The following is a 25,120-nucleotide window of genomic DNA, read 5'->3' as shown; positions in this document are numbered from 1 at the left end:
GCGCTTGCGGGCTTGGCCGATCATCGCTAGCTGACCCGCCGCGAGGCCACGTCCTCCCCCCGTCGCGCGGGGCACAAGTCCGGGACGGCCCGGCCCTTTCCGGAGGGCCGCCATGGCCTGGATCTATCTCGTCATCGCGGGCCTGCTGGAGGTCGTCTGGGCCTTCGCGATGAAGCAGTCGGACGGCTTCACGCGCGTCTGGCCGACCGCCATCATGGCCGTATCGATGGCCGGCAGCGTCGGCTTCCTGGCGCTGGCCATGCGCACGCTGCCGCTGGGAACCGCCTACACGGTCTGGACCGGCATCGGCGCGGTCGGCGCCTTCCTGGTCGGCATTGCCGTCCTCGGGGAGCAGGCGAGCGCCGGCCGCATCCTCGCCGCCGGCCTGATCGGCTCCGGGCTCGTCCTGATGAAGCTGTCGAGCCCCGGCTGAGCGTCAGGCGGCGCGCACCGTGTGCAGGAACGCGTCGATCTCCCGGCGCAGCTCGGCGGCTTCCTCCGAGAGGCTCGACGCCGAGGCCAGCATCCGCGTGGCGGCCGTGCCCGTGTCGTCGGCCGCCCGCGCCACCGCGTCGATCGTGCCGGTGACGGCGCCGGTCCCGGACGCCGCCTCGGCGACGTTCCGGGCGATCTCCCGGGTGGCCGCGCCCTGCTGCTCGACGGCGGCCGCGATCGAGGTCGCCACTCCGTCGATCTCGCGGATGCGCGCCGCGATCCCGTCGATCGCGTCCACGGTCTGCCCGGTCGCCCCCTGGATCCGGCCGACCTGACCGGCGATCTCCTCGGTGGCCCGAGCGGTCTGGGCGGCGAGCTGCTTCACCTCGCTGGCGACCACCGCGAAGCCGCGCCCCGCGTCGCCGGCGCGGGCCGCCTCGATCGTGGCGTTGAGCGCCAGCAGGTTCGTCTGGCCGGCGATGTCGGTGATGAGGCGCACGACGTCGCCGATCCGGCCCGCGGCATTGCTCAGCTCCTGCACGAGGCCGGCCGTGTCGCCGGCCTGGACCACCGCGCTCCGGGCGAGTTCGGCCGACCCGTCGACCTGGCGGCCGATCTCCTGCACCGAGGCGCCGAGTTCCTCCGCGGCCGCCGCGACCGTGCCGACGTGCTGGGCGGCCTCCTGCGCGGCCCCCGCCACCGTAGCCGAGCGCTCGGCCGTGTGCGTCGCCGTGCCGCTCATCGCCTCGGCATCGGCCCGCAGGCCGAGGGCGGCGTCCGCCACCCGGGCCAGCACGCCGCCGACTGCGGCCTCGAAGGACTCGGCCATGGCGTGGACCGCGCGCCGGCGCTGCACCTCGGCGCCCTCGCGCGCCAGGGCGGTCTCGCGCTCCAGGGCGCGGGTGTGGATCAGGTTGTCCTTGAAGACCTGCACGGCCGCGGCCATCGCGCCGATCTCGTCGCGGCGTCCCGTATGCGGGACCGGCACGGTCTCGTCGCCCTCGGCGAGGCGGCCCATCGCCCCTGTCATGCGCTGGATCGGCCGCGCGATCCCGAACAGGGCGAACAGCATCGCGGCCGCCGCGACCGCGAGGCCGACCACGGTGGCGATCATGGCGATCAGCTTGGCCCGCGTCGCCGCCTGCACTGTCTGGGTGACGTTGGCCACTGTCTGGCCCCGGGCCGCCGCGATCGACTCGGTCAGGCTGGCCACCGCGGCGTCGTTCTGCGCGCCCGTCGCGGGGTCCAGCACGAGCGCGAGGGCGCCCGGCTGATCGCCCGCGATCATCAGCTCGACCACCTGCAGCTGGACGTTCTGGTAGGCGTTCCACGCGTTGGTGAAGCGCTCGTAGATCGCGCGGGCCTCCGGGCTCGTCAGGCGCTCCTGATAGGCCTGCCGGAGCCCGGACAAGTCGCCGAGGGCGTCGGTCAGCGCCGCCTGGTTCCTGTCGAGGGCCGCCGCGTCGGGCGAGGCCACCGCGAGTCGGTAGAGCCGCAGGCGCGCGTCCCGCACGGCCGTTCCGATGGCCTCCGCCTGGTTCTGCGCCGGCAGGGCCTGCTCCGAGATGGCCGCGGCGTTCCGCTCGATCTCCGACAGGCTCACGACGCTGGCGATCCCCTGGCCGACGGCGGCGAGGGCGAGCAGGCCGATGGCACCGGCGAGGACCGTCTTGAGGGAGAAGCGCATGGGAGATTCCGTCCTCGCGGCCGCGCCGCGCCTTCAGGCCCCACCATGCTCCCGCAGAGGTCTTAAAATTCTATCGGCTCTAGACCAGCATTTGTTGTCAGAGCCACTTCTTCCAACGGAAGAAGAAGTAGGGGAATACGGCGGCCACGACCATCATGATCAGCGCCATCGGGTATCCGAATGCGAAATCTAGTTCCGGTATGGACTTAAAATTCATGCCGTAGATCGACGCGATCAGGGTCGGCGGCATGAAGACGACGGCCATGACCGAGAACAGCTTGATGATGTTGTTCTGCTCGAGGTTGACGAGCCCGAGGGTCGCGTCGAGCAGGAACTGGATCTTCGTCGACAGGAAGGTCGCGTGCTCCTCCAGGGACTGGAGATCCCGCAGGGTCGAGCGCACATCCTCGCGCAGGTCGCGCGGGGCCTTGTTGGTCCGGTAGGTCGCCGACAGCGAGAGCAGGATCCGCTCCATGGAGACGAGACTTTCCCGCTGCTTGGAGATGAGATCGCCGTGCCGGCCGAGGGCGCGCAACGTGTCCTGCAGCGCTGTGTTGCGCGCGGAGGGGTCCTCCTGCACTTCGAAGATCTTGCCCGACAGGCGGTCGATGCGCTCGCCCTGGAGCTGCAGCACGTCGGCGGCCCGGTCGATCACCGCCTCGATCAGCCCGGCCAGGATCGACTCGCCCGAGGGCGTCGACGCGCCGCCGTTGCCCATCGAGCGCCCGGCGCGCTGCGTGTACATGCGGAAGGCCTGCGGCTCCTCGTGGCGCACGGTCACCAGCCGGTTGCCGCGCAGGATGAAGGTGATGCCGGCCAGCCCCGGCTCCTCGGCGTCGCTGACCTTCGAGAGCACCCGGCCGGTCATGTAGCGGGCGCCGTCCTCGACGTAGAGCAGCTCCGAGGGCTCGATGTCCTTCATCTCCTCGCGGGTCGGCACCTCGATGCCCGCGAACGACTCGACCTTCAGTTCCTCCTCGCGGCTCGGGCGGATCAGGTCGAGCCAGACCGTGTCCTCGGGGATCGTGTCCTGGAGATCGATGACGCGGCGCTCAAGCAGCGTGGCTCCGGCGCCGACGGCGGGCTGGTGGATGAAGATCACGTACGGGTCTCGGATGCGGGTCGGTCACGGGACAGCGCGGGGCCGCAGCCCGCATCCGGCACCACGGTGGCCGATGCAAGCTGTGCCGCGGATGTGGCGCTGTTTTCTGACGCTTCCGTGACGCCCCGCGCCCGCCCCGCGGGTGGACGGGCGCGCGGCGCGGCGCGCGCGCATTCACGGTGTGCCGGGTCGGAGGCCGGGCACCGGGCTCCGCCGCAGCGGTCGGCTCCGGTTCGATCTCAATTGCAGCCGTCGCAGATGCTGCCTTCGATCTTGTCGGTCAGGGCGCGCTCGCGCCGCCGCTGCTCGCGGGTCGGCACTTCGCCGGGGCCGAGGGACGTGCCGGGCGGCTTGGTCACGCCGAGGCTGTTTGTGTTCGGCGCCGTGATGGTCGAGGCCGGGCCGCTGCCGGTCTGGTCGGGCGCCAGCGTCTGCGCCGCGAGCGGGGTGGCGAGGGCGAGGCTCAGTGCGCCGAGCGTCGCGGGGCGAAGGATTCCGCGGATCATGATAGCTCTCCGGTCGCCGGGAGAACGTGAAACTTGACCGCAGGTTGCTTGGCTTAGCGCCGCCGTGCCGGCTCGCGCCGGAACACCCCGATCATCTCGACATGGCCCGAATGGCGGAACTGATCGACCGGCGTCACGGTCTCCAGCCGGTACCCGCCGGCGACCAGGGTCGCCGCGTCCCGCGCGAAGGTTCCGGCATCGCAGGCGACGCCGATCACGAGGGGAACGCGCGCCGCGGCGATCTGGCGGGCCTGGGCCTCCGCGCCGGCCCGGGGCGGGTCGAACACCACCGCGTCGAAGGGGTCGAGTTCGGTGGGGAGCAGGGGCCGCCGGAACAGGTCGCGGCGCTCGCTGGTGATCCTGCGCAGGCCCGATGCGGCGCGCGCGGCGCGGTCGAGGCCCGCGAGGGCGGCGGCGTCGGACTCGACCGCGTGGACCGCGGCCGTCCGGGCGATCGCCAGGGTCACCGGCCCGCAGCCCGCGAACAGGTCGGCGACGCGCCGGACGCGGGGTCCCAGGGCCGCCAGGGTCAGGTCGCAGAGCGTCGCCTGCCCGGCCGCGGTCGCCTGCAGGAAGCCGCCGGGGGCCGGGTAGAGGCGCGCGGCGCCGGAGGTGGCGCCGGCGGGATCGCCCGCCGTGACCGAGACCGGCTCGGCCTCCATCAGGCGCTCGCCGTGCAGCGACAGCCGGGCGAGACCGAGCTCGCCGGCGATCCGCACCAGCGCGGCGCCGACGCCGGCGCTCACCGGTCCGTGGCCGCGCAGGTCGACGTCCAGGCCCTGGTCGGTGGCCGTCACGGCCACGTCGAGGGGCTTGCGCCCGTGGCCCAGCGGGGCGGCGAGGCGGCGCGCGACCTCGGGGGCCGGGTGCAGCGCCGGCACGGTGATCGGGCAATGGTCGATCGGCACCAGCGCGTGGCTGCGCGCCGCCATCAGCCCGGCCTCGGCCCGGCCGCCGATCTCCCGCACGTGCAGGGTGAGGCGGCGGCGGCCCGCCCCGTGGGCGTCGAGGGTCGGGCCTGGCGTGACGTCGAGGCGCGCCTGGGACAGGGCCTGGGCGACGAGGTCGCGCTTCCAGGCGAGTTCCGCGGGCCGCGCGAGGTGCTGAGTGCGGCAGCCGCCGCAGCGCATGTAGTACGGGCAGAACGGCTCGACCCGGTCGGGCGAGGCCTGCGCGACGCCGAGCAGGACGCCGCGCCGCGCCTCCCGGCGGATCTCCGCGCGCTCCCCGGGCAGCGTGTAGGGTACCAGAGTCCCGTCCTCGGCGATCCCGTCGCCGCGGGCGCCGAGCGCCCGGATCGTGACCGTCTCGCTATCCGCTGGCTCGCTCACGGGAACCTCGCACCGATCAGGAACTCGGCATTGCCGTCGCCGCCCGGCACCGGCGAGTCGATCAGGCCCAGGATCGTGGCCCCGAGCCCCTCCAGGGTTTCGCGGACGGCCGCGCAGACCTCCGCGTGGACTGCCGGGTCGCGCACGAGGCCGCCGCGGCCGACCCGGGCGCGGCCGGCCTCGAATTGCGGCTTGATCAGCGCGACGATCGCCGATGCCGGCCTCAGCAGGCCCGGGAGGACCGGCAGCACGAGGCGCAGGCCGATGAAGCTCACGTCCACGCTCGCGAGGTCGGGCGGCGGGACGAGGGTGTCCGCGCCGAGGCCGCGAATGTCGGTGCCCTCGCGGTTGGTCACGCGCGGGTCCCCGGCGAGGCGCGGATGGAGTTGGCCCCGGCCCACGTCGAGGGCGTGGACGTGGCGCGCGCCGCGGGCGAGCAGCACGTCGGTGAAGCCGCCCGTCGAGGCGCCGACGTCGAGGGCGACCCGGCCGGCCGGATCGACGCCGAACGCGTCCAGCGCGGCGGCGAGCTTGAGGCCGCCGCGGGAGGCGTAGGGATGCTCGGGTTCCGCCTCGACCCGGGCCCCGGGGGCGATCGAGTCCGAGGGGCGCGCGAGCGGCCGCCCGTCGACCCGCACGAGTCCGGCACGGATCGCCGCCTGGGCGCGGGCCCGGCTCTCGAAATGGCCGTGCTCCACGAGATACAGGTCGGCGCGTCGCGGACCAGGGGCGTCCACGGGGTCGTCCGCGGGGGCCGCGCGGTCCGGGCTGGTCCGGTCTCGGGTCATCGGGGCTTCGTGCGGTTCCGGCAGGTCTGCGGCGGAGGTTTCGGGCCGCCGCCCTGTCGAAGGCCGGCGCGCTCCCTAACTAGACCGGGCCGGAAAGGAGAGCCACCGCATGACCCGCACCCTGCCGCTGCTCGCATTGCTCGGGACCGCCGCCGCCGGCGGCGCCCTGGCGCAGGAGCCTCCCAAGGAGGCGGCCAAACCGGCAGAGACCTACACGGCGCCGATCAAGAACGCGAAGGGCGACCCGATCGGAACGCTGGCGATCCGCGACGGGGCGAATACCCTGGTCCTGCGCGTGACGATCCAGCCCGGCGGACTGCCGCCCGGCTGGCACGGGATGCATTTCCACGCCGTGGGCGACTGCTCGGACCCGAAGTTCATGAACTCCAAGGCCCACGTGAACCACGACCAGAGCAAGCACGGGCTGCTCAACGCGGAGGGGCCCGACGAGGGCGACCTGCCGAACCTCTACGCGGCGCAGGACGGCTCGGCCAACGCCGAGGTCTCGAGCGAGACCCCGCTGAACGGCGAGGGCGGTCTGAAGGACGGCGACGGCGCGGCGCTGATCATCCACGCCAACGAGGACGACCACAACACCCAGCCGATCGGCGGTGCCGGCGACCGCATCGCCTGCGGGGTGATCAAGTAGCCGTCGCGGAGGGGGACGGCACGGCCGGCGGGATCGGCCGCGGCCGGCCGTCCTCGTCGATGGCCACGAAGGTGAAGGTGGCCTGCGTGACCCGCTCGCGGACCTGGGTGCAGAACCGCCGCGCCCAGGCCTCGACCTCGATCTTCATTGAGGTCCGGCCGACATGCGAGACCCGGGTGTAGACGCACAGCACGTCGCCGACCCGGACTGGCCGGATGAAGGTCATCGATTCCAGCGCCACGGTGACCACCCGGCCCTGGGCCCGGTCGACGCCCGCGATGCCGCCGGCCTGATCCATCTGCGAGAGCACCCAGCCGCCGAAGATGTCGCCGTTGGCGTTGGTGTCGGCCGGCATCGCGATGGTGCGGACCGTGAGGTCGCCCTTCGGCAGATCGACTTCCGCGGGCGACGGCGCGCTTCCGGCCGGTGAGAGTGCGACGTGCTGCATGCCGTCCATCCGCCCCCGCGCGCCGTCAGGACATCAGGCCGGCGAGCTTGAGCCCCGCCGCCAGCAGAACGGCGACCGCACTCAGGATGCATTCGAGCGGGATGGATTGCCAGAGGTCCGGCGTCGCCGCCGCGGGCTCGGCGGGTTGCGCAATATCGTTCATCGGGCTTCCTCTCGGGCGCGCCGATCTGCCGTCGACGGTCCCGTTCCCGGCACGATAAAGCAAGGCTCGCGCTCGCGCACCCCGAATCGGGGCGTGAGAAAGCCCGGCGGCTCGATGGAACCGCCGGGCCGGTCAGGTCGGAGAGCCGATCAGTAGTAGAACCGACGGCGCCAGTAGGGACGACGGTAGTAGGGGCGCGGGCCGTAGTAGAACCGGCGGCCGTAGTACGGGCGGCGCCAGTAGGGGCGCGGGCCGTAGAAGCGGCGACGGTAGTAGTACTGGGCCTTCTCGGCCACCGCCGGCGCGGCTTCGGCCGGCAGAGCCAGCCCCGGGCCGATGGGCGCGGCGGACGCGCCCTCAGGCGCCGCGGCCGCGAAGCCCAGCACCAGCAGGGCCGCGAGCAGGAATTTCCTCAGCACGGTCTCGACTCCCTTCGTATGGTTACGTCCTGGTCGACGAACCGCACGGGAAGCGAGGGCCCTCCGCCCGGTCCGAACCGCTGCAACGCACGGGCGAGCGGAAGCGTTGCAGCTTAACCGCTGCGACGTTTCGGACAGGGTTGACCGCGGGTTGAGACGCGCGGTCAGGCGATCTTCGTCGTCATGTCCTCGATGCGCGCCTCGGCGCTCTGGCGCACCAGGGCGATGCCGTGCTCGCAATCCTCGCGGCGGACATAGCCCTCGCCCGACTCGGCGATCACCTCGCCGTTGCGCGCCCGCAGGCGCCAGCGCCACTCGCCCTTGGCGTCCCGGTAGAGTTCGAACCGCATGCTGCAGGCCCCCGCTTCGTCCGCCCTTCAGATGGGTGCGGGCGCGCGCAAGGGAAGGCGCGGCCATGACGGCTCAGGGGCGCGGGATCATCCCGCGGCCCGCGCGATCGGCGCCCCGCGATTCGAATTAGAACTTTTCTTCCTCTCGTTGTACGCTTCTCCCGCCGGGAGCCGGGACGCCTGAACAATAACGGGACGCCCGCGGCCGATGAGGGAGAGAGCATGAACGAGATCGTCCAGCCCGAGGCCTACTCGGAGGTCTTCTACGGCGCCTGCCCGCACGATTGCCCCGACACCTGCTCGATGCTCTTCGAGGTGAAGGGCGGCGAGCTCCTGAGCGTGCGCGGCAACCCGGACCACCCGATGACCCGCGGCGGTCTCTGCGTGAAGCTGAAGGATTACGAGAAGCGCCACTACCACCCGGACCGGGTGCTCTACCCGATGAAGCGCGTCGGCCCGAAGGGCTCCAAGCAGTTCGAGCGGATCACCTGGGACGAGGCGCTCGACACGATCGTCGACCGCTGGACGGCGATCATCGACCGGTACGGGCCGCAGGCCATCGCGCCCTACAGCTACCTCGGCAACCAGGGCCTCGTGCACGGTCTGAACGGCGGCGACGCCTTCTTCAACCGCCTGGGCGCCACCGTGACCGAGCGGACGTTCTGCGGCGAGGGCTCGTGCACGGCCTGGCTCCTCACCGTCGGGCCGACGGCCGGCCTCGATCCCGAGAGCTACATCCACTCCAAGTACATCGTGATCTGGGCCTGCAACTCGGTCAGCACCAATCTGCACCACTGGGCGATCGTGAAGGACGCCCAGAAGAAGGGCGCGAAGGTCGTCGTCATCGACGCCTACGCCTCGCGCACCGCGAAGGCCGCGGACTGGCACATCGCGCCGAGGCCGGGTACCGACGGCGCGCTCGCCATGGCGCTGATCAACTCCATCATCGCGCAGGGCCTCGTCGACCAGGACTACGTCGACAACCACACGATCGGCTTCGCCGACCTGAAGGAGCGGGCGGCCCCGCGCACGCCGGAATGGGCCGCGGAGATCACCGGCGTCCCGGCCGAGGATATCCGCAAGCTCGCCTACGAGATGGCGACCGAGCAGCCGGTGGGCATCCGCATGGGCGTGGCGCTGGAGCGGCACTACGGCGGCGGCCAGACCATCCGGGCGGTGACCTGCATCCCGGCGCTCACCGGCGCGTGGCGCCACGTCGGCGGCGGCGTCACCCAGTTCCCGGTCTGGGAGCATCCCTACAAGTTCGACGTGATGTGCCGGCCCGACCTGATCCCGGAAGGGACCCGGGTCGTCTCGAACCTCCAGATCGGCCGGGCGCTGACCGGCGAGCTGAAGCTCGACCCGCCGATCATGTCGATGATGTGCTGGAACTCGAACCCGGTCACGCAGGCGCCCGAGACCGACAAGATCGTCGAGGGCCTGATGCGCGAGGACCTGTTCATGGTCTCGGCCGAGCACTTCATCTCCGACACGGCCGCCTACGCCGACATCCTCCTGCCGGCCGCGATGGGCGCCGAGATGGAGGACATGATCCTGTCCTGGGGCCACCTCTACCTGACCTACAACACCAAGTGCGCGGAGGCGCCCGGCGAGGCGATCCCCAACAACGAGATCTTCCGCCGCCTAGCCGCCCGGCTCGGCTTCGAGGAGGAGAACTTCAAGTGGACCGACGCGGAGTGCCTAGAGCACTACGTCGACTGGTCGTCGCCGGCCTGCGCGGGCATCGACCTCCAGTACATGCGCGCGCACGGTTTCGCCCGGCTCAAGGTCGGAACGCCGGACGACCGCGCTCCGCACCGCGACGGCAACTTCCCGACCGATACCGGCAAGTGCATGCTCAAGATCGAGGGCGCCACGAACTTCGTCGCGCCGCCGTTCCGGCAGATGTACGAGGGCTTCCAGCCGGGCGAGCCCCTCGACCCGCTGCCCGATTACGTCGGCGCGCGGGAATCGCACGCGAACGATCCCGAGCTGGCCAAGCGCTACCCGCTCAACATCGTCTCGCCCAAGAGCCACTACTTCCTGAATTCCTGCTACGCCAACATGGAGGACAAGCAGAAGGGTCAGGGCGAGCAGTTCGTGATGATCAGCCCGGCCGACGCGTCGGCCCGCGGCATCGTCGACGGCGACCGCGTCCAGGTCGCCAACGCCCGCGGCGCCTTCAAGGGCGTCGCGCGCGTGACCGACGACGTCACGCACGGCGTCGTGGTGGCGACGCTGGGCTACTGGCGCCAGCTCAACGAGGGGACGGTGAACAGCATCTCGTCGGCGGCCTTCACCGACATGGGCCACGCGCCGTCGTTCTCCGACAACCTCGTCGAGGTCTCGCGGGCGAACTGATCGGCGCGGCGCGGCGACCCGCTCCCGGTCGCCGCGCTCGCACGGTCGCCCGGTCAGCCGGCGGCGCTGTCGGCGCTCCGCCGCCGGCGGGGCCGCGCCGCCGGCCGGATGTCCCCTCCGGCTGCCGGCAGGCCCCAGCCCTTCACCAGGGCGTAGACCGCCGGGATGACGATCAGGGTCAGGAGGGTCGACGAGACCATTCCGCCGATCATCGGCACCGCGATCCGCTGCATCACCTCCGAGCCTGCCCCCTGGCTCCAGAGGATCGGCAGCAGTCCCGCCATGATCGCCACGACCGTCATCATCTTGGGCCGCACCCGCTCGACCGCGCCGACCATGATGGCCGCCCGCAGATCCGCGCGGGTCAGGGGCCGCCCCGCCCGGTCGCACGCGGCCCGCGCCGCGTCGAGGGCGTGGTCGAGATAGACCAGCATGATCACCCCGGTCTCGGCGGCGACGCCGGCCAGCGCGATGAAGCCCACCGCCACCGCAACCGACAGGTTGAAGCCCATCCACCAGAGCAGCCAGACCCCGCCGACCAGCGCGAAGGGCAGGGACAGCATGACGATGAGGGTCTCGGTGAGCCGCCGGAAGTTCAGGTAGAGGAGCAGGAACACGAGCAGCAGCGTCAGCGGGACGACGATCGCGAGGCGCGCCTCGGCCCGTTCCAGGGATTCGTACTGTCCGCTCCACTGGAGGGTGGTGCCGGCCGGCAGCGTCACCGCGTCGGCCACGGCCTGCCGCGCCGCCGCGACGTAGCCGCCGAGGTCCCGGCCGGCGATGTCGACGTAGATGTAGACCGCGAGCTGTCCGTTCTCGGTGCGGATCGCCGTCGGCCCGCGGGCCAGCGCCACGGCCGCGACCTCGCGCAGGGGCACGGTCCCGCCCGCCGGAAGCGGCACCTGCACCGTGTCGGCGATGGCGGCCGGGTCCGAGCGGAAGGCCCGCGGGTAGCGGACATTGACCGTGTAGCGCTCGCGGCCCTCGACGGTCTCGGTGACGCTCTGGCCGCCGAGCGCGGTGGCGATCACGTCCTGGACGTCCCCGACCCGCAGGCCGTAGCGCCCGAGCGCCTCCCGGTCCGGGGTGATGTCGAGGAAGTAGCCGCCGATCACCCGCTCGGCGTAGGCGCTCGACGTGCCGGCCACGGTCCGGAGCGCGCTCTCGACCTGCCGGGCCACCCCCTCCATCGCCGTGAGGTCGGTGCCCAGCACCTTCACGCCCACCGGCGTGCGGATGCCGGTCGCCAGCATGTCGATGCGGGCGCGGATCGGCTGCGTCCAGGCGTTCGACACGCCCGGGAACTGCAGCGCCGCGTCCATCTCGGCCTTGAGGCCGGCGAGCGTGACTCCCGGCCGCCACTCCGCCTTCGGCTTCAGGGCGATGACCGTCTCGAACATCTCCATCGGCGCCGGGTCGGTCGCCGTGGCCGCCCGGCCGGCCTTGCCGTAGACGGAGGCCACCTCCGGGAAGCTCTTGATGATCCGGTCCTGGGTGGCGAGCAGCGCGCCGGCCTGCGTCACCGAGATCCCCGGCAGCGTCGTCGGCATGTAGAGCAGGCTGCCCTCGTCGAGGTCCGGCATGAACTCCGAGCCGAGCTGCCGGGCCGGCCACGCGGTCGCGGCCAGGAGGCCGGCGGCGAGCAGGATCGTCGGGACCCGGGCCCGCAGCACGGCGGCGATCACCGGACGGTAGGTCCCGACGAGGAGCCGGTTCAGCGGGTTGCGGTGCTCGGGGACGATCCGCCCGCGCACGCACAGCACCATCAGGGCCGGCACCAGCGTCACCGACAGCAGGGCGGCCGCCGCCATCGCGAAGGTCTTGGTGTAGGCGAGCGGCCCGAACAGGCGGCCCTCCTGGCTCTCCAGGGTGAAGATCGGCAGGAAGCTGACCGTGATCACCAGGAGCGAGAAGAACAGGGACGGCCCGACCTCGGCGGCCGCCGCGATCAGGATCGCGACCCGGTCGCTCCCGGGGGGCGCCCGCTCCAGGTGCTTGTGGGCGTTCTCGATCATCACGATGGCGGCGTCGATCATGGCGCCGACCGCGATGGCGATGCCGCCCAGGCTCATGATGTTGGCGCCGAGGCCCAGGGCCTTCATGCCGGCGAGCGCCATCAGGATCCCCACCGGCAGCATCAGGATGGCGACGAGGGCGCTGCGCACGTGCAGCAGGAACACGACGCAGACCAGGGAGACGACGAGGCTCTCCTCCACCAGGGTGTGCCGGAGGGTGTCGATGGCGGCCTCGATCAGCCGGGAGCGGTCGTAGACCGGCAGGATCTCGGTGCCGGCCGGGAGGCTCCGGGCCACCTCGGCGAGCTTCGCCTTCACGCTGTCGATGACCGACAGGGCGTTGGCGCCGAAGCGCTGGATCACGATGCCGCCGGCGACCTCGCCGTCGCCGTTCATCTCGGCGATGCCGCGCCGCTCGTCGGGCCCGAGCTCGACGCGGGCCACGTCCCGCACCCGCAGCGGCGTGCCCGCCGCACTCTTCAGGACGATGTTCTCGATGTCGGCGACGCCGCGCAGGTAGCCGCGGCCCCGCACCATGAACTCGAACTCGGAGAGCTCGACCGTGCGGCCGCCGACATCGGCGTTGCTCGACCGGATCGCGTCCCGGAGCGCCGCGAGGGTGATGCCCTGGGCGCGCAGCCGGTTCGGGTCGACGACCACGTTGTACTGCTTCACGAAGCCGCCGACGCCCGCGACCTCCGCGACGCCCTCCGCGCGCGAGGCCGCGAAGCGGATCACCCAGTCCTGCAGCGAGCGGAGTTCCGCCAGCGTCCGCTCCCGCGCGACCACGACGTACTGGTAGACCCAGCCGACGCCGGTGGCGTCGGGGCCCAGCGTCGGCGTCACGCCTTGCGGCAGGCGGCGCGCCGCGCCGCTGAGGTATTCCAGCACCCGGGAGCGGCCCCAGTACGGGTCGGTGCCGTCCTCGAAGATGACGTAGACGAAGGAGACGCCGAAGAACGAGAAGCCCCGCACCACCTTGGCCCGCGGCACCGTCAGCATGGCAGTGGTGAGCGGGTAGGTGACCTGGTCCTCCACCACCTGCGGCGCCTGGCCGGGATACTCGGTGTAGACGATGGCCTGCACGTCCGAGAGGTCGGGGATGGCGTCCAGCGGCAGCGTCCGGAGGGCCACGAGGCCGGCGCCGACCGCCAGCGCTGTCCCGACCAGCACCAGGACCAGGTTGCGGGCCGACCAGTCTATGAGGCGGGCGATCACGGGGCATCTCCCGCACGGGCGGCCTGCCGATCGTCCCGCGGCGGGGCGAGGCTCTGGAGTGCCGCCTTCAGGTTGCTCTCGGCGTCGATCAGGAAGTTCGCCGCCGTGACCACCCGGTCGCCGGCCGCGAGGCCGGCGCGGATCTCGGTGAAGCCCTCGCCCCGCGCGCCGAGGGTCACGGCCCGCGGCTCGAAGCGGCCCTCGCCGCGCTCGAGCAGCACGACCTGGCGCGTGCCGGTGTCGAGGACGGCGTCGTCCGGGACCGCCACCACCGGCTCGGCGCTCCCCGTCGCGATCGCGACGTCGGCGTACATGTCCGGCAGGAGCGTGCCGTCCGGATTCGGCAGCTCGATCCGCACCCGGGTGGCGCGGGTCTCGGGATTCACCTGCGGGTAGATCACCGCCACCCGGCCGGTGACGGTCCGGCCCGGCGCGGAGCGCGGGCGCACGGTCGCGACCTGGCCGACGCGGATCCCCGCGAGGTCGCGCTCGGGCACGTCGGCCAGCACCCACAGCACCGCGATGTCGGCGATCCGGAACAGCGTGTCGCCGGCCGCGGCCTTCATGCCCTCCACGGCGTTCCGCTGCAGGACGAGGCCGTCCCGGGGCGAGGCCCACGTGATGGCCATCGGCACCGTGCGGGTGCGCTCCATCGCGTCGATGACGTCCGCGGAGACGTTGAGGTTCTGCAGCCGCCGGCGAGCGCCGTCGAAGCCGGGATTGGCGATGAGCTGGGCCGCGGCCGCGTTGATCTCCGGCGAGTAGACGTGGACCAGGGGCTGGCCGCGGCGGACCCGGTCCCCGGTCGTGACGCTCTCGACCCGGTCGACATAGGCGTCGGAGCGCGTCGCCACGACGGTGACGCGGCGCTCGTCGAGGGCCAGCGTGCCGGGCACGCGCACCGGCTGCGCCACCACCCGCCGCTCGGCGGTCGCGATCCGCACGCCGGTGCGCTGGATCCGGCCGGCCGGGACCGTCACGACCGGGCCGCCCGCCTCCGCGTCGGCGTAGACGGGGATGTAGTCCATCCCCATCGAGTCCTTCTTCGGCACCGGCGACGTGTCCGGCAGGCCCATCGGGTTGCGGTAGTAGAGGATCGCGCGCGTGCCGGAATCGGGCCGGTGGCCGGCGGCCTCCGCGCCGGCCGTGTCGGGGCCGGGAACGTCGTCCGGGAGATCGAAGCGGACGTCCTCGCTGGCGCGCACCGGCCGGAACTCGCGCCCGTCCGCGGTCATCATCGGCGCCAGCGAGTAGACCGGCTTCCCGTCCGGATCCCGGTAGTAGACCACCGGGCCGGTCGCCGCCGCATTCGGCGCCGGGACGGACGGGGCCGGGACGGACGGGGCCGGACCGCTCGGCCGCCACGCGGCGAACCGCGTCCGGGCGGCCGCGACCAGCGCCGGCACGGGGTCGCCCCCGTGCCCCGCGCCGTAGCCGATACCCCCCGCCGCGAGCGCGGCGAGGGCCCCGGCGAACCAGGCGGTGCGGCTCACTTGGCGGCCTGGACGATCAGCTGGTCGTCGACCGTGCCGGTCTCACCCTGGACCTTCGCGGCGAGCGACAGGCGCCAGCGGCCCTGCATCGAGAGCTTGGCCTTGAAGCGGTAGATCCCGGGCTCGGTGGACGGCAGCTGCTCGACCTTGGTGGCCATCTCCTCCATGGCGTCGGGCGCCATGTCGAGGCGCTTGGCGAAGACCACGGCGTCGGGCACCGGCTTGCCGGTCCGCCGGTCGACGAGCCGGACGGCGAGGATCGCCTCGCCGACCTTGGCGTCGGGCTGTACGAGTTCGAAGCGGTAATCCTTGACGTCGGCGCGCGCCGGCAGGGCCGGGACCGACAGGACGGCGCCGAGCAGCGCGGCCGCGGCGGCGCGCGCGAGGGGAAGCTTGATCACGGGTTTTGTCTCCTGAACGCGATGGGAGGTGCGCGCGGACGCGCGTCACCGTGCCGGCGCGCGCGCCGGCGGCATCGGGTTCAGGCCCGGGGAGGCTCGGGCAGCGGGGCTCCCGGCCGGCTGGCGAAGGCCGCGGCCTCGGGCCAGCGGGTGCTCAGACCGCGCGCGGTCGGTACGGGGAGGGCGATCGCGGCCGGGAGGAGCGAGGCCAGGCCCGCCAGGCAGAGCGCCATCAGCGGGCAACCCTTGACACAGTCGGGTTTGGCCGGCTTCGGGCAGCACGGCATGGCGTCCATGTCCGCGATCGTGCCGGAATCGCCGGACTCCGCGGCGGCCACCTCCGGCGCGCCGGCGTGGTGGTGGTTCATGTGGCCGTGGGCCGGCGCCGCCATCGGCGCGTGCGCGCCCGCGATGGCCGCGGGCGCGGTCACCGGCGTCAGGGCGAGGCTGATCACCGCGAGGAGCGGTAACAGGCGCCGAAGGGCCGACCAGGGGTTCACGGCGTCAGGATGCCAAATTCCGGGCGGGAGCGGAAGTGCGGGCTCGACCCGCGATGAGGGCGCGCCGCTCCATCGGCGGGTGATCGCCTGAGCGCTCACCGGAAACGAGGCCGCCCGGGACGTTTCCGTCCCGGGCGGCGTGATCGTCACTCAGGAACGGGGCGCCCGCTCCAGCCAGCCGATGCTGCGCCCCTCGCCGCCACCGCCGCCGCTGCGCGGACGGGCCTCGGCGCGCTGGGGACGCCCGTCTCGGTTCGGGCGGCCCTGGTTCGGGCGCTCGCCCTGCGGGCGGGCGGGCCGGTCCGCGCGTGCGTCGCGGCCGTCCTGGGGCCGACCCTGCCGGGGTGCGCCCTGGCCTGGACCGCCGAAGCCGCGGCCGCCCTCGGGCCGGCCCTGCTGGGGACGCCCCTGCTGCGGACGGCCCTGCTGCTGCCGGGGCCGCTGGCCCTGGCGGCCGCCGCCGGGGCGCTGCTGCGGACGCTCGGGCCGGCGCTCCTCCTCCCGGGCGATCTCGGCCGCCTCCTGGCGAGACGGCGGGGTGAAGCCCTCGGGGAAGCCCGCCACAGGGACCTTCTGCCGGGTCACGCGCTCGATGTCGCGCAGGTAGGCCTTCTCCTCGTCGTTGCAGAACGAGATGGCGAGGCCGTCGGCGCCGGCGCGGGCGGTGCGGCCGATCCGGTGGACGTAGCTCTCCGGCACGTTCGGCAGGTCGAAATTGACCACGTGGCTCACGCCCTCGACGTCGATGCCGCGGGCGGCGATGTCGGTGGCGACCAGGACCCGGCAGGAGCCGTCCTTGAAGGCGGCCAGCGCCCGCTCGCGCTGCGGCTGGCTCTTGTTGCCGTGGATCGCGGCCGCCGCGATGCCGACCTTGTCGAGCCCGCGCACGACCCGGTCCGCCCCGTGCTTGGTGCGGGTGAAGACGAGCACGCGCTCGATCGCCGGATCGCGCAGGATGTGACCGAGCAGCGCCTGCTTGGCGCCGGTATGGACGAAGATCACCTCCTGCTCGACCCGTTCGGCCGTGGTGGCAACGGGGGTCACCGCGACCTGGACCGGGTCGGTCAGGTACTGCGCCGCGAGGCCGGCGATGTTCTTCGGCATGGTGGCCGAGAAGAACAGGCTCTGGCGCTTCTCGGGCAGCATCTTCACGATGCGCTTGAGGGCGTGGATGAAGCCGAGGTCGAGCATCTGGTCGGCCTCGTCGAGGACGAGGATCTCGACGCCCTCCAGGGTCAGCGAGCGGCGGTCGACGAGGTCGATCAGCCGGCCCGGGGTCGCGACGAGGATGTCGACGCCCGGCGCCAGCGCGCGCTCCTGGCGGCTGATGGTGACGCCGCCGAACACCACCGTCGTGGTGTAGGACAGGTGCCGGCCGTAATCGGTGAACGATTCGGCGATCTGGTTGGCGAGCTCGCGGGTCGGCGAGAGCACCAGCACCCGGCAGCCGCGGCGCGGGGCGCGGCGGTCCGAGAGCGAGAGGCGGTGCAGGATCGGCAGCGCGAAGGCCGCGGTCTTGCCGGTGCCGGTCTGGGCAATGCCGCAGAGGTCGCGGCCCTCCATGGCCGGCGGGATCGCCTGGGCCTGGATCGGGGTCGGCGCGACGTAGCCGGCCTCGCTGAGCGCCCGCAGCACGGGCTGGGCGAGGCCGAAATCGGTGAATTGGGTCAAGGATGTATCCGATGCAGCAGGGCCGGCCGGGCGCCTCGCGCCTCGCGCGCGGTGCCGTGTTGGAGCCGGTCCGTTGGCAGGGGGCAGCCCGCGTGATGGGGCGGCCCGGGTGCATGCACGTTATGAAGAGGGGGGCCGGATCACGCCGGGTGGCGCCCGATCCGTCACGCAGCCCCCTCAAGCGGGCCATGACGGCCGCTGACGCTGCGCCGCCGATATGCGTGTGTGCGGCTGCGAAGTCAATGCAGGGCCGGGTTGCGGCCCGGTCAGGCCGAGCGCCGCGCGGTCCGGTACAGGGCCGCCGTCGCGCCGGCGAACAGCGCGAGGCCGGCGAGCAGCGCGGGGCCCTGCGCCTCCGAGCCGGGCAGCGCCAGGGGCGCGTCGCTGCCCGACAGGTAGACGATCAGCGCGAAGGTGACGCCCCACAGGCTCTCGCCGACGATCAGGCCGGTCGCGGTGAGCGTGCCCATGCGCAGGGCCAGCTCCGGATCGGGCCGCCCCCGGGCCCAGCGGTCGTAGAACGTGCCGATCGCGGCGCCCGCCACCAGCGGCAGGACCAGCTTCATCGGCAGGTAGATCCCGAGGGCGACGGCCAGCGGCGGCAGGCGCAGGACATTCAGGCGCTCGAGAGCCGCGTCCAGGCCGACGAGGCCGAGGCCGGCGACGGCGCCCCAGGCCAGCATCCGCCAGTTGGCATCGCCGGTCAGGACGCCCCGGGCCAGTGCCGAGATCAGCCCGGCCTGCGGTGCCGCGAGGGCGTTCGGGCCCGCCCCGGGCGCGCCCGCGAAGCCGAAGCTGGTGCCGAGGAGGTTCAGCACCGGCGGGATGATGACGGAGCCGAAGGCCACGCCGATGACCAGGGCGACCTGCTGCTTCCAGGGCGTCGCGCCGACGAGCTGCCCGGTCTTGAGATCCTGCAGGTTGTCGTTGGCGATGGTGGCGACGCCGAACACGATCCCGGTGACCGCCAGGGCGTAGGCGACCAGCGCCCGGGTGCCCTCCGGATCGGTCCCGCGGCCGAACAGCCCCAGGAGAAGGGCCGCGCTCGCCAGCACGGCGAGGATTCCGACGCCCGACAGGGGAGAGTTCGAGGCGCCGATCAGCCCGGCCATGTAGCCAGTCACGGCGGCGACGCAGAGGCCGACCGCGAGGATGAACAGCAGGGCGCCGGCGATCAGCGGGAGGGCCTCGCCTTCCAGCGGCGTCCCGGCCAGCACGGTCCACAGCAGCCAGCCGATCGGCGCGAGCAGGGCCAGGGAGACCAGCACCACTGCGGCGACCGGCAGGTCGCGCTCCGCGACGGCGAGCGCCGCGCCGGCCGCGCGGGCGCGCCCGGCCGCCAGCGCCGAGCGGATGCCGCCGAGTACCGGAGCGGCGATCCGCACCAGGGTCCAGACCGCCGCGACGCCCATCACGCCGGCGCCGAAGAAGCGCACGTCCTGGCGGAACACCGCGCCGACCCAGGCCTCCAGGCCGGCGCCCGGCATCGGCTGCGCGGCGGTCAGCAGCGGGATGAGGCCGCCCCAGGCGATCGCCAGCCCCAGGGCCATCGCGGCCCCGACCGAGGGCCCGACGAGGTGGCCGACGCCGATCAGTGCGAAGGACAGGTTGCCGGCGATCCCGGTGGCGCCCGCGCCGACCCGGAACCACGTGCCGGCGCAGTCGAGGACGAGCCGGGTCTGGGCCAGCGCCGCGAAGGCCGCCGAGACGAGGCCGTTCCACGCGAGGAGCCGCAGGCCGCGGGCGCTGTCGGCTTCCCCGGCACGGCTGCCGGAGCCCACCGCCAGCACCTCGGCGGCGGCCCGGCCCTCGGGAAAGGGCAGGTCGGCCTCGACCACGAGGGCGCGGCGCAGGGGCACGGAGAACATCACGCCGAGGATCCCGCCCGTCGCGGTGATGCCCGCGGTGGTGAGCCACGGAAAGCCCTGCCACCAGCCGATCATCACCAGACCGGGCAGCACGAAGATGATCGCCGACAGGGTGCCGGCCGCGGAAGCGACGGTCTGGACGATGTTGTTCTCCAAGACCGTGGCGCCGGGCAGGCGCCGCAGGATCGCCATGGAGATGACGGCGGCGGGGATCGAGGTGGCGAAGGTCAGGCCGACCTTGAGGCCGAGATAGACGTTGGCGGCGGTGAAGATCAGCGTGATCGCGCCGCCCAGCACGATGCCGCGCAGCGTCAGTTCGGCGGGCTGGGGAACGCTGGACATGCGGACCGGACCCAGTTGCGGGACCGGACCAGTCTAGGAACAGGACCGGAGAAAAGACAGCCGCCGCACCACGATCAGCCGCCGGTATCCGAAGCCGCGCGGCGGGCAAAGCCGCGTCCCGGTCAAGGATCCCGGCCGCGCCGCAGCCCGGCATTGCCTGGCTGTCCGTCGCCGTCCGGCGGCGGTGCGCCCGACGCGCCGAGGATTTCCCGAGAACCCGGTTCGACCACCGGTCCACGCTGGTGCCGTCTTCCGGACGTTGCCGGGCCGTGCCTTTCTCGGCGCCGTGACTGATGAAGGCCTCTGTTTTTCGCGGAAAGACCTAATTTTTTCAGGATTGACAGTATTGATGTCTCGTTCGATCGTGAGAATGTATAGAAATATACTTAGCGATCGGATCGAATGACCGCTGCGCGGCCGACCGATATCGCGGCGGCGACTCCAGACGTTGCCCATGCAGACTGTGTTCTCGACGGAAGGGCTACACCCGAGGAACGGGTTCAGGCTGTGGCGGGACCTCCTCGGGGAGCGGCTCGTGCCGATCGAGGTCGAGCGCCTCGACGACGGACCGTTCCGGGGCAAGCTCGACATCGCCGAGATCGGCGCGCTGCACGTCTCCCGCCTGACGCAGAGCGCGCTGAAGTGCGAGACGACGCCCAGCGCGGCCCGGCGCCACGACAGGGCCGGGATGGTCGTGGTGCTGTTCAAGCTCGCGGGCCTGTCGACGAGCGTTCAGGACGGCCGGGAGGCGGTGCAGCGGCCCGGCGACATGCTGGTGCTCGACCACCGCGCCTCCGTACTGACGACCCAGAGGGACAGCCAAGCCCTGTTCCTGGAGCTGCCACGGGAGCGCCTGGAGGGCGCGCTCGGCTCGACGCGGCTCTACACTGGCCTGTCGGTCGGGGCGGAACTCGCCTCGGCCACGCTGGCGACCCGCTTCATCCAGGAGTTGATCCGGGTGCGTCACCAGCTCACGCCCGACGCCGCCGAGCGCATGTCGGCGATCGGAGTCGACCTGATCGTGGCGAGCCTCGCCGAGCGGCTCGCGCAGGACGTGCCCCGGCCCATCCACGGCAGCGTCGTCGTTCAGCGCGCCAAGGCGTATGTCGAAGCTCATCTGGGCGACCCGGGCCTCGACCCGCCGCAGCTCGCGGCCGTCATGGGCGTCTCGCTGCGCCGCCTCCAGGAGCTGTTCCACGAGCGCGGCCAGCACATCTCAGACTGGATCTGGGAACGCCGGCTGGCGGCGGCCAAGCGCCTGGCGGACCCGGCCTGCCTGCAGCTGTCGATCGGGATGCTCGCCTATGGCTGCGGATTCACGAGCCAAGCGCACTTCTCCCGCCGGTTCAAGGATTGCCACGGCCTGACGCCGCGCGAGTACAGGGATGCGGCCGTGCTGCGGGCCTCCGGCGCTCCGTCGGTTCGCTGACCGCGACGGTGGACGGCCTCGGCCGATCCTGCCCCGCCCCGGCGCGCGGGCCGGCCTCGCGACTCCGCCGATCCGGCGAAGGCGCCGCCGCGCGAGCGGGACTTCAGCCCCGACCCTGCGGGTCCGTTCAGATGATGCTGCGTCGTGATCGGCGGCGTACCGCCCTGTCTTGCACCACATCCGGGCTGCCGCAGATCCGGGCAACCGAAACAGTGTGGTGCGGCCAAGAGGACTCGAACCTCCACCCCTCGCGGGACTAGCACCTCAAGCTAGCGCGTCTACCAATTCCGCCATGGCCGCATCGGACGCGAAGATCGGTCCGGTTGCCCGACCGTCGCACCCCGCGGGAGAACCCGGGGCCGCTTTCGTGTCGCGCGGCGCAGCGGATAACAGATCGTCCGGCCGCCGACAAGCGCACTCACGGGGAATCGTAGCCGCCCTCCAAGAATGGCGCCGCACCGTCGCCGATGCTGACGCCCGGCTCGACGATCGAGGCCGCCTTGCGGATCAGCTCGGTCACCTCCACGGAGATGCGGTCGCCCGTCACCACGATCTGCCCGCGCGCGATCGGGTGGTCGTTGGCCAGGATCTCGACCATGTCGCTGTCGCTGGCCTCCAGCTCGATCACGGCGCCGCGGCCCATGCGCAGAAGCATGTGCAGCGGCATGCGGGCGCGGCCCAGCACCACCGTCAGATCGACCTTCAGGGTCTCGAAGACCGCCACCGCCCGCCATCCCGTCTCGCCGCCGGTCCGGTCCGGGCAAGCCTTCGCAGCAAGCCCTTGCAACCGCCGGCCGCGGGTGTTGAAGGCTTCGACCATCGACGCAGGATGGTGAACTCTTGGTAAACGCGCCCCGCCTCACGGTCAGCCCGCACGCGTTCCCGAAGCGGCCCGGCACCGACCCGGTCGCCGGCCCGGTGGGCTGGCGCGTGAGCGACGCGCCGGTGGAGTACGCGGCCGCCCTCGCCTGGATGGAGGCGCGCGCGGAGGCGATCGCCCGCGGCGCGGCGCCCGAATGCGTCTGGCTGCTGGAGCACCCACCGCTCTACACCGCGGGCACGTCGGCCCGGCCCGAGGATCTCGTGGCGCCGGACCGCTTCCCGGTCCACGCGACGGGGCGGGGCGGGCAGTACACCTATCACGGCCCCGGCCAGCGGGTGGCCTACGTGATGCTCGACCTCGACCGGCGCAGCCGCGACCTGCGCGCCTACGTGGCGAGCCTGGAGGCGTGGCTGATCGAGACCCTGGCCGCCTTCAACGTCCGCGCCGAGCGCCGCGAGGACCGGGTCGGGGTCTGGGTGCGCCGACCCGAGAAGGGGCCCGGCGTCGAGGACAAGATCGCGGCGATCGGCATCCGGGTCCGCCGCTGGGTCAGCTTCCACGGCGTCAGCCTGAACGTGGAGCCCGACCTCGCGCATTTCGACGGCATCGTGCCGTGCGGCGTCCGGGAGCACGGCGTGACGAGTCTGGTCGATCTGGGCCTGCCGGTGAGCATGGCCGAGGTCGACATGCAGCTCCGCGCCGCCTTCGAGGACATTTTCGGTGCGACCGCGATCGAGGCGGATTTCTGATCGGGCGCGCCGCCGAAGCCTCCGGCCGCGCCGATCAGAAATCCGCGTGCAGCCGCGAGGCGAAGAAGTGTGCCGGGCCGCGGTCGCGGTTGTATCCGGGATTGTCGATGAACTGGTAGTCGAAGGTCAGGGTGACGAACTTCGTGAGGTTCAGGGCGTAGTAGGTCTCCAGCGCGCGCTCGGTGCCGTAGTTGAGGCGCCCGTCCCCGACCAGCAGGCCGAGATAGCCGGCCGCGAAGGCGGCCCGGTGCGACGGCGAGAGCCCGTTCATCGCGGCGCCGATTCCGACCGTGTCGTCGGGCCGGTCCCAGGCCTTGCCCTTCAGCGACAGGCCTCCGGAGAAGCTCTGGTCGATGTCGGTGAAGGAGATGTTCTCGGTGCGCCCGTCGTTCAGGCTCGCCCGGGCGAACAGCCCGAGTTCGGGCGTCAGCGCCTGCTCCAGGTTGATGTAGCCGCCGGTCTTGCGGCGGGGCCGCCGGGTCGCCGCGACGGCGTCGTTGATGTCGTCGAACAGGCCGAGCTGCGTCAGGGTGACCACATCGCGGTTGTTGGCCGAGACGCCGACATTCGAGAACAGCCCGATGCGGATCTTGCCGGGCTGCTCCAGCCACGGGAGGACGTGGCGCTCCTCGAACTCGACGTTCAGCCCGGCGCGCCGGAACACCCGCGGGTCGAGCACGTCGCTCGACGGCTCCTTGGGCACCTGCGTGTAGGCGGCGCGGATCGCGAATTCCGGCCGGTTGTACTCGGCGTAGACGCCCTGCGTGAAGCCCGGGAGATTGGCCGGGAAGTCCCAGGCCGACGAGCCCCAGAGCGACCAGTTGAAGAAGTCCACGCGCGGATCGTGCGCGTAGATGTTGCCGTCGAAGAAGTCGCCCAGCGCGAACTTGCCGGCGATCAGCGTGATCCGCTCGGCGTCGTAGCGGGTGGCCACCTGGTTCGGGCCGTCCGGCACCTCCACGGTCTCGCCGCCCAGCCCGAAGGTCTGCTTCACGTAGTAGCGATTCGAGCGCAGCTTCGGGAAGGGGGCGCCGGCCTTCTGCGCCTCGCCGTTGACGAAGCCGGCGACGCCCAGCGTCCGCGACAGGCCGAAGCCCTGGCTGAACTCGGGGTTGTAGTAGACCTCGGTGCTGTCGGTGAGCTTGAGCCCGAGGAAGATCGTGGCCGTGGTGGTCTGCCGGGCCTGGTGGGGGATCAGGCTCTGCGCGCCCTCGTAGGGCGAGCGGAAGCCGGGCACGCCCTGCGCGATCAGCGTCGTCTGGCCGTGCAGCGAGAAGCGGCCGGTATCGCCGTTGTCGGGGTCGTGCGGGGCGGTCTCGTCCGGGTCCGGCGGGACCTTCAGGCCGTCCGGGAACCACATCAGCCGCGCGAACAGCTGGTTGGAGTTGAAGCTCGCCCGGGTCGTGACCGGCCCGCCCGCGTCGCCGGGCACAGCGCCCAGCGGGAAGCGCCGGCTGCCGCCGAGATCGATGTAGCGGTAGTCGATCCCCAGGGCGAGGCTGTCGGTGATGGCGTACTGCACGCCCGCGCCGAGGGTGAAGCCGACATAGTCGAGGTCCCGCCGCGCCGCGGTCTGCCCGCCCGCGTCGAGGTCCGGATAGTTCGCCAGGATGCGCGCGTTCGCCCCCGCGAGCCCGAAGGTGCCGTAGATCAGGTAGCGGTCGAAGCTGTAGCCCAGCCGGGCACGGAGGGCGCCGTAGAGGTCGGTCTTGGCGCGCACGATGTTGAAGGCCGGCGTCGTGTCCGCGTAGCCGAAGCCCGCGATGGTCGAGGGGACTGGCCGCTTCAGATTCGCCGCGTCGAGACTGGCCTCGATGCCGTAGACCCACGGCCCGGCCTGCCAGTTCCAGCCGCCGAACAGGCCGCCGGTTGCCGTCGTGGCGTTCTTGCCCTGATCGCTGCGGCCGGTGGAATCGCCGCTCTTGAACGGCGGGACCGGCCGGCCTCCGATCGTCGTGGGGCCGAAACTGTAGGCACCGTAGGAGCCGCCTGCGCTCCCCTCCAGGCCGACATAGCCTCCTGACCAGTCGGTGTAGGCCGGCGCCTGGGCGGTTGGGCGCGGGGCGAACAGGTCGGCCGCCGGTGCCGCGACGGGCGCGAGGAGGGGCGCGGTCAGGACGAGCGCTGCGGTGCGGACCAGGGGCACGGAACGGGTTCTCATCCGACTCACAGAAAAGTATAGCACTTGCTTAAACGGGATCCGGTGTCGCGCAAGCCGCACCGCGCAGTCCAGTCACAGGGCGTCGCGCAGATCGTGGCCGTCCCGCCCCACATTCTCGGTTCGCTGCATGGCACTGGCATGACGAGCCTGGCTGAGCCGGCTCCGTCAAGATCCAGTGCAAGATTTTGGGGCGAACATCTGCGTGAGATCG

Annotated in this window: 22 protein-coding genes and 1 tRNA gene; 5 read left to right on the top strand and 18 right to left on the bottom strand. The window is 72.4% G+C overall.

Translation table 11 applies throughout. From position 1 onward, the window contains the following. Positions 1-112: 112 nt before the first annotated feature. On the top strand, positions 113-433 hold the full coding sequence (locus J3A75_RS25525) for a DMT family transporter (protein WP_012320758.1): 321 nt from the start codon (positions 113-115) through the stop codon (positions 431-433). A 3-nt stretch (positions 434-436) separates the two neighbouring features. On the opposite strand, the gene J3A75_RS25520 is transcribed toward J3A75_RS25525, so the two are convergent. From J3A75_RS25520 to J3A75_RS25500, 5 genes are all read right to left on the bottom strand, one after another. Beyond that, entirely contained in the window at positions 437-2,122 is a 1,686-nt protein-coding gene (locus tag J3A75_RS25520) for a methyl-accepting chemotaxis protein (RefSeq protein ID WP_012320757.1), read from the bottom strand. A gap of 97 nt (positions 2,123-2,219) precedes the next feature. Further along, positions 2,220-3,224: a magnesium transporter CorA family protein gene (locus tag J3A75_RS25515; RefSeq protein WP_012320756.1), complete on the bottom strand. Its 1,005-nt coding sequence runs from the start codon at positions 3,222-3,224 to the stop codon at positions 2,220-2,222. A gap of 239 nt (positions 3,225-3,463) precedes the next feature. Then, positions 3,464-3,730: a hypothetical protein gene (locus J3A75_RS25510; RefSeq protein WP_209650806.1), complete on the bottom strand. Its 267-nt coding sequence runs from the start codon at positions 3,728-3,730 to the stop codon at positions 3,464-3,466. A 53-nt stretch (positions 3,731-3,783) separates the two neighbouring features. Continuing rightward, positions 3,784-5,061, bottom strand: a complete 1,278-nt coding sequence (locus tag J3A75_RS25505; protein WP_024829110.1) for a class I SAM-dependent RNA methyltransferase — start codon at positions 5,059-5,061, stop codon at positions 3,784-3,786. After that, positions 5,058-5,849 carry a TlyA family RNA methyltransferase gene (locus tag J3A75_RS25500; RefSeq protein WP_024829111.1) on the bottom strand — a complete coding sequence of 264 codons (792 nt, stop codon included), beginning with the start codon at positions 5,847-5,849 and terminating at the stop codon, positions 5,058-5,060. Before J3A75_RS25500 ends, J3A75_RS25505 begins: the two co-directional genes overlap by 4 nt. A gap of 109 nt (positions 5,850-5,958) precedes the next feature. Here J3A75_RS25500 and J3A75_RS25495 point away from each other — a divergent pair, with 109 nt between their 5' ends. After that, on the top strand, positions 5,959-6,498 hold the full coding sequence (locus tag J3A75_RS25495) for a superoxide dismutase family protein (RefSeq protein WP_012320752.1): 540 nt from the start codon (positions 5,959-5,961) through the stop codon (positions 6,496-6,498). Here J3A75_RS25495 and J3A75_RS25490 read toward each other — a convergent pair. From J3A75_RS25490 to J3A75_RS25475, 4 genes are all read right to left on the bottom strand, one after another. Continuing rightward, the gene (locus J3A75_RS25490) at positions 6,491-6,946 is read right to left on the bottom strand and encodes an acyl-CoA thioesterase (RefSeq protein WP_012320751.1); all 456 of its coding nucleotides are present in this window, start codon (positions 6,944-6,946) and stop codon (positions 6,491-6,493) included. The two genes, J3A75_RS25495 and J3A75_RS25490, sit on opposite strands and share 8 nt — an antisense overlap. Before the next feature lie 25 nt (positions 6,947-6,971). Next, positions 6,972-7,109 carry a hypothetical protein gene (locus tag J3A75_RS25485; protein ID WP_012320750.1) on the bottom strand — a complete coding sequence of 46 codons (138 nt, stop codon included), beginning with the start codon at positions 7,107-7,109 and terminating at the stop codon, positions 6,972-6,974. 149 nt (positions 7,110-7,258) lie between these two features. Beyond that, positions 7,259-7,528: a hypothetical protein gene (locus J3A75_RS25480; protein WP_012320749.1), complete on the bottom strand. Its 270-nt coding sequence runs from the start codon at positions 7,526-7,528 to the stop codon at positions 7,259-7,261. 164 nt (positions 7,529-7,692) lie between these two features. Then, on the bottom strand, positions 7,693-7,878 hold the full coding sequence (locus tag J3A75_RS25475; RefSeq protein WP_012320748.1) for a YegP family protein: 186 nt from the start codon (positions 7,876-7,878) through the stop codon (positions 7,693-7,695). A 222-nt stretch (positions 7,879-8,100) separates the two neighbouring features. Here J3A75_RS25475 and J3A75_RS25470 point away from each other — a divergent pair, with 222 nt between their 5' ends. Then, positions 8,101-10,239: a molybdopterin-dependent oxidoreductase gene (locus tag J3A75_RS25470; protein WP_024829112.1), complete on the top strand. Its 2,139-nt coding sequence runs from the start codon at positions 8,101-8,103 to the stop codon at positions 10,237-10,239. 53 nt (positions 10,240-10,292) lie between these two features. On the opposite strand, the gene J3A75_RS25465 is transcribed toward J3A75_RS25470, so the two are convergent. The 6 genes from J3A75_RS25465 to J3A75_RS25440 all read right to left on the bottom strand — a co-directional run bounded on the left by J3A75_RS25465 (position 10,293) and on the right by J3A75_RS25440 (position 19,747). Next, positions 10,293-13,472 carry an efflux RND transporter permease subunit gene (locus J3A75_RS25465; protein ID WP_012320746.1) on the bottom strand — a complete coding sequence of 1,060 codons (3,180 nt, stop codon included), beginning with the start codon at positions 13,470-13,472 and terminating at the stop codon, positions 10,293-10,295. Then, positions 13,469-14,965: an efflux RND transporter periplasmic adaptor subunit gene (locus J3A75_RS25460; protein ID WP_071000025.1), complete on the bottom strand. Its 1,497-nt coding sequence runs from the start codon at positions 14,963-14,965 to the stop codon at positions 13,469-13,471. Before J3A75_RS25460 ends, J3A75_RS25465 begins: the two co-directional genes overlap by 4 nt. Next, positions 14,962-15,366, bottom strand: a complete 405-nt coding sequence (locus tag J3A75_RS25455) for a FixH family protein (RefSeq protein WP_012320744.1) — start codon at positions 15,364-15,366, stop codon at positions 14,962-14,964. Before J3A75_RS25455 ends, J3A75_RS25460 begins: the two co-directional genes overlap by 4 nt. Positions 15,367-15,446: 80 nt before the next feature. Beyond that, positions 15,447-15,866: a hypothetical protein gene (locus J3A75_RS25450; protein WP_029359312.1), complete on the bottom strand. Its 420-nt coding sequence runs from the start codon at positions 15,864-15,866 to the stop codon at positions 15,447-15,449. 150 nt (positions 15,867-16,016) lie between these two features. Then, on the bottom strand, positions 16,017-17,537 hold the full coding sequence (locus tag J3A75_RS25445) for a DEAD/DEAH box helicase (protein ID WP_012320742.1): 1,521 nt from the start codon (positions 17,535-17,537) through the stop codon (positions 16,017-16,019). 266 nt (positions 17,538-17,803) lie between these two features. Then, on the bottom strand, positions 17,804-19,747 hold the full coding sequence (locus J3A75_RS25440; protein WP_209650805.1) for an OPT family oligopeptide transporter: 1,944 nt from the start codon (positions 19,745-19,747) through the stop codon (positions 17,804-17,806). Between the two features lie 454 nt (positions 19,748-20,201). On the opposite strand from J3A75_RS25440, the gene J3A75_RS25435 reads away from it, so the two are divergent. Then, positions 20,202-21,176, top strand: coding sequence for a helix-turn-helix domain-containing protein (locus J3A75_RS25435; RefSeq protein WP_029359315.1), 975 nt, complete (start codon positions 20,202-20,204; stop codon positions 21,174-21,176). A gap of 215 nt (positions 21,177-21,391) precedes the next feature. Here the strand turns inward: J3A75_RS25435 and J3A75_RS25430 are convergent. Together J3A75_RS25430 and J3A75_RS25425 are read right to left on the bottom strand one after the other, a co-directional pair. Further along, positions 21,392-21,476, bottom strand: a tRNA-Leu gene (locus J3A75_RS25430). 118 nt (positions 21,477-21,594) lie between these two features. Next, complete coding sequence (locus J3A75_RS25425; RefSeq protein WP_020095633.1) at positions 21,595-21,900, bottom strand: FliM/FliN family flagellar motor switch protein; 306 nt, start codon at positions 21,898-21,900, stop codon at positions 21,595-21,597. 116 nt (positions 21,901-22,016) lie between these two features. On the opposite strand from J3A75_RS25425, the gene lipB reads away from it, so the two are divergent. Next, a complete protein-coding gene (gene lipB / locus J3A75_RS25420) occupies positions 22,017-22,748 on the top strand; it encodes a lipoyl(octanoyl) transferase LipB (RefSeq protein WP_012320738.1) in 732 nt (243 codons plus the stop codon). 34 nt (positions 22,749-22,782) lie between these two features. Here the strand turns inward: lipB and J3A75_RS25415 are convergent, their stop codons facing one another. Further along, entirely contained in the window at positions 22,783-24,909 is a 2,127-nt protein-coding gene (locus tag J3A75_RS25415) for a carbohydrate porin (RefSeq protein ID WP_071000024.1), read from the bottom strand. Positions 24,910-25,120: the final 211 nt, after the last annotated feature.

This window comes from Methylobacterium sp. PvP105 (genome assembly GCF_017876975.1).
Classification (GTDB): domain Bacteria; phylum Pseudomonadota; class Alphaproteobacteria; order Rhizobiales; family Beijerinckiaceae; genus Methylobacterium; species Methylobacterium radiotolerans.
This window is presented reverse-complemented; position numbering and strand designations above follow the sequence as displayed.

Excerpts from the sequence above, each read along its gene's own strand:
- J3A75_RS25510 (WP_209650806.1), bottom strand. The coding sequence starts at position 3,730 with ATGATCCGCGGAATCCTTCGCCCCGCGACGCTCGGCGCACTGAGCCTC.
- J3A75_RS25495 (WP_012320752.1), top strand. The coding sequence starts at position 5,959 with ATGACCCGCACCCTGCCGCTGCTCGCATTGCTCGGGACCGCCGCCGCC.
- J3A75_RS25490 (WP_012320751.1), bottom strand. The coding sequence starts at position 6,946 with ATGCAGCACGTCGCACTCTCACCGGCCGGAAGCGCGCCGTCGCCCGCG.
- J3A75_RS25435 (WP_029359315.1), top strand. The coding sequence starts at position 20,202 with ATGCAGACTGTGTTCTCGACGGAAGGGCTACACCCGAGGAACGGGTTC.
- J3A75_RS25485 (WP_012320750.1), bottom strand. The coding sequence starts at position 7,109 with ATGAACGATATTGCGCAACCCGCCGAGCCCGCGGCGGCGACGCCGGAC.
- J3A75_RS25440 (WP_209650805.1), bottom strand. The coding sequence starts at position 19,747 with ATGTCCAGCGTTCCCCAGCCCGCCGAACTGACGCTGCGCGGCATCGTG.
- J3A75_RS25470 (WP_024829112.1), top strand. The coding sequence starts at position 8,101 with ATGAACGAGATCGTCCAGCCCGAGGCCTACTCGGAGGTCTTCTACGGC.
- J3A75_RS25500 (WP_024829111.1), bottom strand. The coding sequence starts at position 5,849 with ATGACCCGAGACCGGACCAGCCCGGACCGCGCGGCCCCCGCGGACGAC.
- J3A75_RS25520 (WP_012320757.1), bottom strand. The coding sequence starts at position 2,122 with ATGCGCTTCTCCCTCAAGACGGTCCTCGCCGGTGCCATCGGCCTGCTC.
- J3A75_RS25475 (WP_012320748.1), bottom strand. The coding sequence starts at position 7,878 with ATGCGGTTCGAACTCTACCGGGACGCCAAGGGCGAGTGGCGCTGGCGC.
- J3A75_RS25415 (WP_071000024.1), bottom strand. The coding sequence starts at position 24,909 with ATGAGAACCCGTTCCGTGCCCCTGGTCCGCACCGCAGCGCTCGTCCTG.
- J3A75_RS25525 (WP_012320758.1), top strand. The coding sequence starts at position 113 with ATGGCCTGGATCTATCTCGTCATCGCGGGCCTGCTGGAGGTCGTCTGG.